This window comes from Actinoallomurus soli (assembly GCF_024055715.1).
Lineage (GTDB): Bacteria > Actinomycetota > Actinomycetes > Streptosporangiales > Streptosporangiaceae > Actinoallomurus > Actinoallomurus soli.
The window spans coordinates 321,328-328,476 of record NZ_JAMXMV010000009.1 but is presented as its reverse complement, the minus strand read 5'-3'; the positions used below and the strand labels follow the sequence as shown (position 1 = coordinate 328,476).

The 7,149-nt window shown below is 71.3% G+C and carries 6 protein-coding genes; 1 reads left to right on the top strand and 5 read right to left on the bottom strand.

The genetic code is table 11. The features are described 5' to 3' along the window. Positions 1-66 precede the first annotated feature (66 nt). The 5 genes from hemG to NDW01_RS23815 form a co-directional block, all read right to left on the bottom strand. The gene (gene hemG / locus NDW01_RS23835) at positions 67-1,536 is read right to left on the bottom strand and encodes a protoporphyrinogen oxidase (protein WP_252823545.1); all 1,470 of its coding nucleotides are present in this window, start codon (positions 1,534-1,536) and stop codon (positions 67-69) included. A gap of 184 nt (positions 1,537-1,720) precedes the next feature. After that, complete coding sequence (locus NDW01_RS23830) at positions 1,721-2,824, bottom strand: ParB/RepB/Spo0J family partition protein (RefSeq protein WP_252823543.1); 1,104 nt, start codon at positions 2,822-2,824, stop codon at positions 1,721-1,723. A gap of 80 nt (positions 2,825-2,904) precedes the next feature. Next, positions 2,905-4,383: an FAD-dependent monooxygenase gene (locus NDW01_RS23825; RefSeq protein WP_252823541.1), complete on the bottom strand. Its 1,479-nt coding sequence runs from the start codon at positions 4,381-4,383 to the stop codon at positions 2,905-2,907. A gap of 32 nt (positions 4,384-4,415) precedes the next feature. After that, positions 4,416-5,906: an FAD-dependent monooxygenase gene (locus tag NDW01_RS23820; RefSeq protein WP_252823538.1), complete on the bottom strand. Its 1,491-nt coding sequence runs from the start codon at positions 5,904-5,906 to the stop codon at positions 4,416-4,418. A gap of 110 nt (positions 5,907-6,016) precedes the next feature. Continuing rightward, positions 6,017-6,226: a hypothetical protein gene (locus tag NDW01_RS23815; protein ID WP_252823535.1), complete on the bottom strand. Its 210-nt coding sequence runs from the start codon at positions 6,224-6,226 to the stop codon at positions 6,017-6,019. A gap of 184 nt (positions 6,227-6,410) precedes the next feature. Between NDW01_RS23815 and NDW01_RS23810 the strand changes: the two genes are divergently transcribed. After that, the gene (locus NDW01_RS23810) at positions 6,411-7,139 is read left to right on the top strand and encodes an SDR family oxidoreductase (protein WP_252823533.1); all 729 of its coding nucleotides are present in this window, start codon (positions 6,411-6,413) and stop codon (positions 7,137-7,139) included. The last annotated feature ends 10 nt before the right edge of the window (positions 7,140-7,149 follow it).

Below are 7,149 nucleotides of genomic sequence, written 5' to 3'. Positions count from 1 at the left end.
CCCGTGTTCATGTCGGCCGGCGCCGGCCCCACGACCCTGGGGAGCCGGCGCCGGCGGCCTTCGATCTCACCGTCCGGCAGGAGCGGCGGCGTCCTTTCGCAGGAAGGCGAGGACCTGGTCGGCGGCCTTACGCGCCGTCGCGATGGACGTTCCGACCCCTACGCCGTCGTACGCGGCGCCGCAGACCGCGAGGCCGGGCTGCTCCGCCACGGAGGCGCGGATACGCGCCACCCGGTCCGGGTGGCCGACCGTGTACTGCGGCAGCGAGCCGTCCCACCGCGTGACCCGGGTCGCCACCGGACCGCCGGCCACGCCGGTGGCCTCGGCGAGCTCGGACGCCGCCACCGCGGCGAGGTCGGCGTCGTCGCGCTGCAGCAGCTTCTCGTCGCCGATCCGGCCCGCCTGGCACCGTACGATCTCCACCTCGCCCGCCAGGTGCGGCCACTTCACGGTCGTGAACGTGACCGCGCTGACCGTACGCCCGTCCACCACCGGAACCCGGTAGCCGCTGAGCCTCCGGCCGGTGAGCTCGCCGGGGAACGCCGCGCGGGGGTAGGCGAGCGTGATGATCGCCGTGTCGGCGTACGGGATCTCGGCGAGCCCGGTGGCGGCCTGCGTCGCCCCGGGCACCCCGGCCAGCAACCGGCCGGCGGGGCCGGCGGGAACGGCGATCACCACCGCGTCCGCGTCGATGTGCTCCGGGCCGGCGGCGGACTCCACGGTCAGCCGCCAGCCGCGCTCACTCCGCGCGAGCTGCGTGACCGTGGCCCCCGTCCGTACGGCAGCTCCGGGCGAGGCGGCGAGCACGACCTCCGCGAGGTGGTCGGGCAGCGTGCCGAGCCCGCCGGTGAGGGTGGCGATGCCCGGTGGCATCTTCTCCTCGGCCGGGTCCGGCGGCGGCGTCACCGAGGCGGCCGCGGCGGCGAGCGACGGGTACCTGCGGGACGCGACGGCCAGCGGGGTCAGCGTGGCCTCGAACGACAGCTCCTCCGCGCGGCCGGCGTAGACGTCGTTGACGAACGGGTCGACGAGGCGGTCCACGACCTCCTGGCCGAGCCGCCCCGCGACGTACGCGGCGACGGAGACGTCTCCGTTCCGGTCGGACGGAGGCAGTTCGGAGTCCTCCCGTGCCCGGGCCACCCCGTCGGCGGACAGGATGCCGGTTCTGGCGAGCTCGTCCAGGTCGCCGGGCACGCCCATGATCTGGCGGCCGGGCAGCGACCGTATCTCGTTCCTCGTCCAGACGGCGGCCGCCTTGGTGCCCGCCAACGTGATCCGGTCGCCGAGCCCGGCCGCCTTCAGCAGCCCGGTCGTCTTCGGACGCCGGGCGTACAGCGCCTCCGCGCCCTCGTCGACGGCGACGCCCGCCACCTCCGACACGGCCAGCTTCCCGCCGAGCCTGGACGATCCTTCGAGGACCGTCACCCGTACCGGCTCGTCCTTGAGGTAGAACGCCGCCGCCAGCCCCGCGATGCCGCCCCCGACGACGACCACATGCGGCGCCCCGTCTGTCCGATCCTGTCCGTTGTCCGCCATTCCGCCTGCTCCTTCGTGAGAACGGTCTCCGCAGCAGTCTGAATGGGGCTCCAATAATCTCGGTCGAGCGTGGGTGGGCTCGGATCGGGTGATCTCAGGATTCCGGTCCCGGCCACGTGAACGCTCGGCCGGCCGCGGGGGGACGCCTTCCGCGCAGGGGTTCCCCCGGCGGCGCTCCGGATGACTACCGGACCGTTTCCTGCCTGTTCTTGATTCGCTCGGCGAACATGCTCCATTCCTTGCCGATGCTCTCGGCTATCGGAGCGATGACGCTGAGCCAGTGCGCCGGAATCGCGTTAAGGAATTGCCGCCACCGGTCCGGATCGGTCGCGTGCAACCCCATCCACCGAAGGAACTCCTTACCGCCCTCGGTGTAGCGGATGGCCGGGTCGTTGGCCACCTTGGCGGCCACTTCGGCCCAGGTGAGCGGGGTGTCGATGTGGTTCTTGCGCCGCAGCGGGGTGGCGCCGGCCTCCGGCCCCGGGGTGACCGTCTCGGTGACCACGCCGACCGGGCGCACGGCCGCCGCCTCCGCCGCCCGGTGCCCGTTGCGCTCCGGGCTGACGCCGCGGCGAAGCCGGGCGCTCACGTCGTGCACCGTGCCGAGTGACACGTCGGTCTCCCTGGCGACCTGCCTGAGCGGCGCGTTCGGATGTGCGCTGATGTACTCCGCGGCGCGGCGCCTGCCCTCGCCGGCGGTCACCGGGCGCCGCTTCCCGTCGCGGCCGAGGCGTTTGCCGCCCGACCGCGTCCCGTCCGACGACCTGCTGCGCAACGACGCGATCGTCTTCGCGCTGAGCCCGGTGATGTCGGCGAGGGCGCGGTCGGACCAGTCGGGGTGAGCGGTCAGGACCCGCTTGGCCCCGGCGACGCGGTCGGCCCTCGACAGCGGCAGCCCGTGGGAACTGTTCGCCTTCATGGCGAGAACGAGCGCCTCGGAGTCCGTGCAGTCGAGAAAGCGCGCCTTTATGGTGTGGTCGCCGCGGAGCCGGGCGGCCTCCAGCCTGTGCAGCCCGTCGATGACGCGCCAGCCGTCCTCCTGAACGAGGATGGGCGGGAGCTCCGATGAGCCCGCTGCGTCGATGAGCAATTGAACGTGAGCGGCATTCATTCCGCCCTGACGCAGGTACAATCCAGAAGACAACGCGCTTACCGCCACATCCTGTGCCGGTAGCTTATCGAAATTCTTCAGATCGAATCCGTCGTCGGTTGCCGATTCGTCGTGCTCCGGTCTGACAGAACCGAAGCCGCCTGCGATCAAGACGGCCTGCCCATTGTTACGAACCATTGCGTTCGCTCCTCTCTGCGCCGCACCCGAGGAGCCTGGCAAAGCCGTCTTTAGCCGCAGTCGAGCGTGGGTGGACGTCCCTAGGCCGGACCGGTGGTGACGGTGGTGCGGGTGGTGCCGAACCAGCGGTCGAGTGCGTCGGTGAGGGGGGTGTCGGTTCCGGGGGAGGTCCAGGCGATGTAGCCGTCGGGTCGGATGAGGACGGTGTCGAGTCCGGGGTCGTGGCCGGGGGCCCAGGTGGCGGTGAGGGTGTGGAGGCGGTCGGTCCGGTCGTGGGCGGGTTGGTCGGTCTGGCCGGTGGTGGTGATGAGGAGGCCTTGTGCGGTGTGCAGGAGGTCGGCGATGCGGGTGCGGGTGCCGTCGGTGAGGGTGAGTTCCTGGTCGGGTGGCATGCGCTTGCCCAGCAGGGGGTGGTCGCCGGGTCCCATGTCGTAGCGGATGCCCAGCCCGCTCAGCATCCCGGCCAGGTGGCCGGCGGCGTCCTTGTACGCCACCAGCTCGCCCATCACGCTGCGGATCGGGTCCATCTCCTCGCCGGTGAGCCGCAGTTCGATCGCCGCGCGGGCGTTGCGCGCCAACTGCCGCCCGATCGGCTGGCGTTCGGCGTGGTAGGTGTCGAGCAGGCCGTCGGGCGCCCAGCCGTTGATCACCGCCGCCAGCTTCCAGCCGAGGTTCACCGCGTCCTGCACGCCCACGCTCAGTCCCTGCGCCATGGCCGGAGGCTGCACGTGCGTGGCGTCGCCCGCGAGGAACACCCGGCCGCGCCGGTACTCGGAGGCCACCCGGGAGGCGTCGGTGAAGCAGCTGATCCAGCGGCACTCCCCGTGGTGGATGGACTCGCCGGTGAGCCGCTGCCACGCGTCCGCGAGTTCGGTGTAGCTGAGCGAGTCGCGGTCCCGCGGCGGCATGCCCCTCTCATGCACGACGACCCTCGTGACGCCGTTCTCCAGGTCCATCGCCATGACCATGCTGCCGCCCGGCAGGTTCTCGCCGATGCGCCGGCGACGGGTCTCGATCCCGGTCACATCGGCCGTGTAGAACCCGCGCGTGGGCTCCGGGCCGGGGAAGTCGATGCCGGCCAGCCTGCGGATGGTGCTCCGCCCCCCGTCGCAGCCCACCACATACCGGGCGGTGTCCTCACCGGGCCCGTCCGGCCCATCGAAGGCGACGACGACGCCGTCCGGCGTCTCGCGGAAGCCGGTCACCTCATATCCGCGCAGGATCGGCACGCCGAGCTCGGTCGCCCAGCCCTCCAGCATCCGCTCGGTGCGGAACTGAGAGATCCCCCTGGCGCCGAAGTGATTCTCCTCGAACATGCCGAGGTCGATCGGCACACCGCCGAAATGACTGTCGGCGGGCTCGGTCTCACCGAGCCTGCCGAGCAGCCCCCGCTGATCGAAGCACTCGGCGGTACGCCGCGTGAAACTGGCGCCACGCGACTCCCGTGGCGGGGAGGGCAGCTTCTCGTAGACGACGACCTCGACGCCGCCCAGGCGGAGCTCGCCGGCCATCATCAGCCCGACCGGGCCCGCGCCGACGACTATCACGTCCCTTGTCATTCTTACGCTCCCGTTCGGTCTTGTGCCGCCGGTCAACGGCCGGCCGGCTGCGCGGTGACGGTGGTGCGGGTGGTGCCGAACCAGCGGTCGAGTGCGTCGGTGAGGGGGGTGTCGGTGCCGGGGGAGGTCCAGGCGATGTAGCCGTCGGGTCGGATGAGGACGGTGTCGAGTCCGGGGTCGTGGCCGGGGGCCCAGGTGGCGGTGAGGGTGTGGAGGCGGTCGGTCCGGTCGTGGGCGGGTTGGTCGGTCTGGCCGGTGGTGGTGATGAGGAGGCCTTGTGCGGTGTGCAGGAGGTCGGCGATGCGGGTGCGGGTGCCGTCGGTGAGGGTGAGTTCCTGGTCGGGTGGCATGCGCTTGCCCAGCAGGGGGTGGTCGCCGGGTCCCATGTCGTAGCGGATGCCCAGCCCGCTCACGATCCCGGCCAGGTGGCCGGCGGCGTCCTTGTACGCCACCAGCTCGCCCATCACCTCGCGCATCGGGTCCATGTCGGCGTCACCGAGGTAGAGCATCGACGCCGCCTGCGCGTTGCGGATCAGTTGCCGTCCGATGGGATGGCGTTCGGCGTGGTAGGTGTCGAGCAGGCCGTCGGGCGCCCAGCCGTTGATCACCGCCGCCAGCTTCCAGCCGAGGTTCACCGCGTCCTGCAGACCCGCGCTCAGCCCCCACGCCGCCAGTGGCGGTATCGCGTGCGCGGCGTCACCGGCCAGGAGGACCCGGCCGCGCCGGTACTCGGTGGCCAGCCCGGCGGCGTTGCCGCAGGCCCACAGCCACTGGGCCTGCGCGTCGTGGATGGACTCGCCGGTGAGCCGCTGCCACGCGTCGGCGACCTCGCCGAACGTCAGGGCGCCGGGGTCGGGGTCAGGGGGCAGGCTCCTGTCGTGGATCACGATACGGAAGCGGCCGTCTCCCAGGGGAGTGCACACCACCATGTTGCCGCCGGGAAGGCGCTCGCCGATCGGCCGTGGGCGCAGCGCGATCCCGCTGATCTCCGCGGTGTACATGCCCCGGGTGGCCGCCCGGCCGGGAGCGTCGATGCCGGCCAGCGTACGGACGGTGCTCTGCGCACCGTCGCAGCCGACCACGTACGCGGCGGTGTCCTCACCGGGGCCGTCCGGCCCCTCGAAGGCGACCACGACGCCGTCCGGTGTCTCGCGCAGGCCGGTCACCTCGTACCCGCGTCGCACCGGCACCCCGAGCTCGGCCAGCCGGCCGCCCAGCATCTCCTCGGTCCTGGCCTGGGACAGGCCCAGCACGCCGCTGTGATTCTCGTCCAGCATGCCGAGGTCGAAACGGACGCCGCCGAAGTGGCCCATCGGGCCCCACCGGAAGCCGCCCAGCCGGGGGAGCAGCCCGCGCTGATCCAGCGATTCGGCCGCGCGCCTGTTGAAGCCGAGGGCGCGGGATTCCCCGGTCGGGGCGGTCAGTCTGTCGTAGACGGTGACGTCCACCCCGCCCAGGTGGAGCTCCCCGGCCAGCATCAAACCGACCGGTCCGGCGCCGACGACTATTACGCCAGTTCTCATGTTCTGGCCTTCCGCACGCTGTATCTGGAGAATCGGCAGCGTCAAACTACACACCCTCATGGCTCGGCTTCAATATGAGGAATGCAGGTGCCGGGCGAAGAGGTGTTCGTTCAACTGTGGATTTCGCCGGTTGAACACGCCGCCGTTTTGAACACACTGCCGTTTTCACGGCAATATCGAAGATGCCGACGGGACATACGGCCCTTCATGGTGAACGCGAGAGTCCTGCGATCACGTGAAGTGAAAGGATCGATATGCGGCCTGGCATCGTCCGCATCGGCAATTTGGTCATCGAAGGTGGACCGCTCGGCGACCCGCATGCCGCTTTCTCTGGAACGGCGGTGCGGCGGTCATGGGGGAGCGGAGCGTGGGCGCGTCCCGGCGCGGCGGGCCGGCTGCCGGACCCGTGGCAGCGCGCGGCGGATCGCCCGAGGCGCGGCACGCACCGCGAAGAGACGAGACGCGCCTGAGGCGAGCCTCCTGCGACGGGAAGGGAGTCCCGACGTGCCGGTCGAGAAGATCGCGCTGATCACGGGCGCCAACAAGGGCATCGGCTATGAGGTGGCACGGCAGCTCGGCGAACGGGGGGTCATCGTCCTCGTCGGCGCCAGGGACGAGGTGCGCGGCAAGCACGCGGCCGACTCGCTGGCGGCCCGCGGCATCGCCGCGGTGCCGTTGCGGATCGACGTGCGGGACGCGACCACCGTGTCCGACGCCGCGACGGAGATCGAACGGCGCTACGGCCGCCTGGACATCCTGGTGAACAACGCCGGCATCGCCGGTGGCTTCACCGGAACCCCCAGTGAGGCGACCGCCGACGACCTGCGGGAGGTCTACGAGACCAACGTCTTCGGCGTGGTGTCCGTGACCAACGCGATGCTGCCGCTCCTGCGCCGTTCGGAAGCGGGGCGCGTCGTGAACATGTCGAGCCACGTGGGATCGCTGGCTCTCAACTCCGATCCGGCCTCCCCGTTCGCGCGCCTCAACATGATCGCCTATCAGTCCTCGAAGACCGCGCTGAACGCCCTGACGGTCGCGTACGCGAAGGAGCTGCGGGGGACGCCGATCAAGGTCAACGCGGCCAACCCCGGAGTGGTGGCCACGGACATCAACCACCATCAAGGACGACGGACTCCCGCCGAGGGAGCCGTGATCGCGGTCCGGCTGGCGCTGCTGGACGCCGCGGGACCGTCGGGATCGTGCCTGTCGGAGGACGGGATCGTCCCGTGGTAGCCCCCGGAGA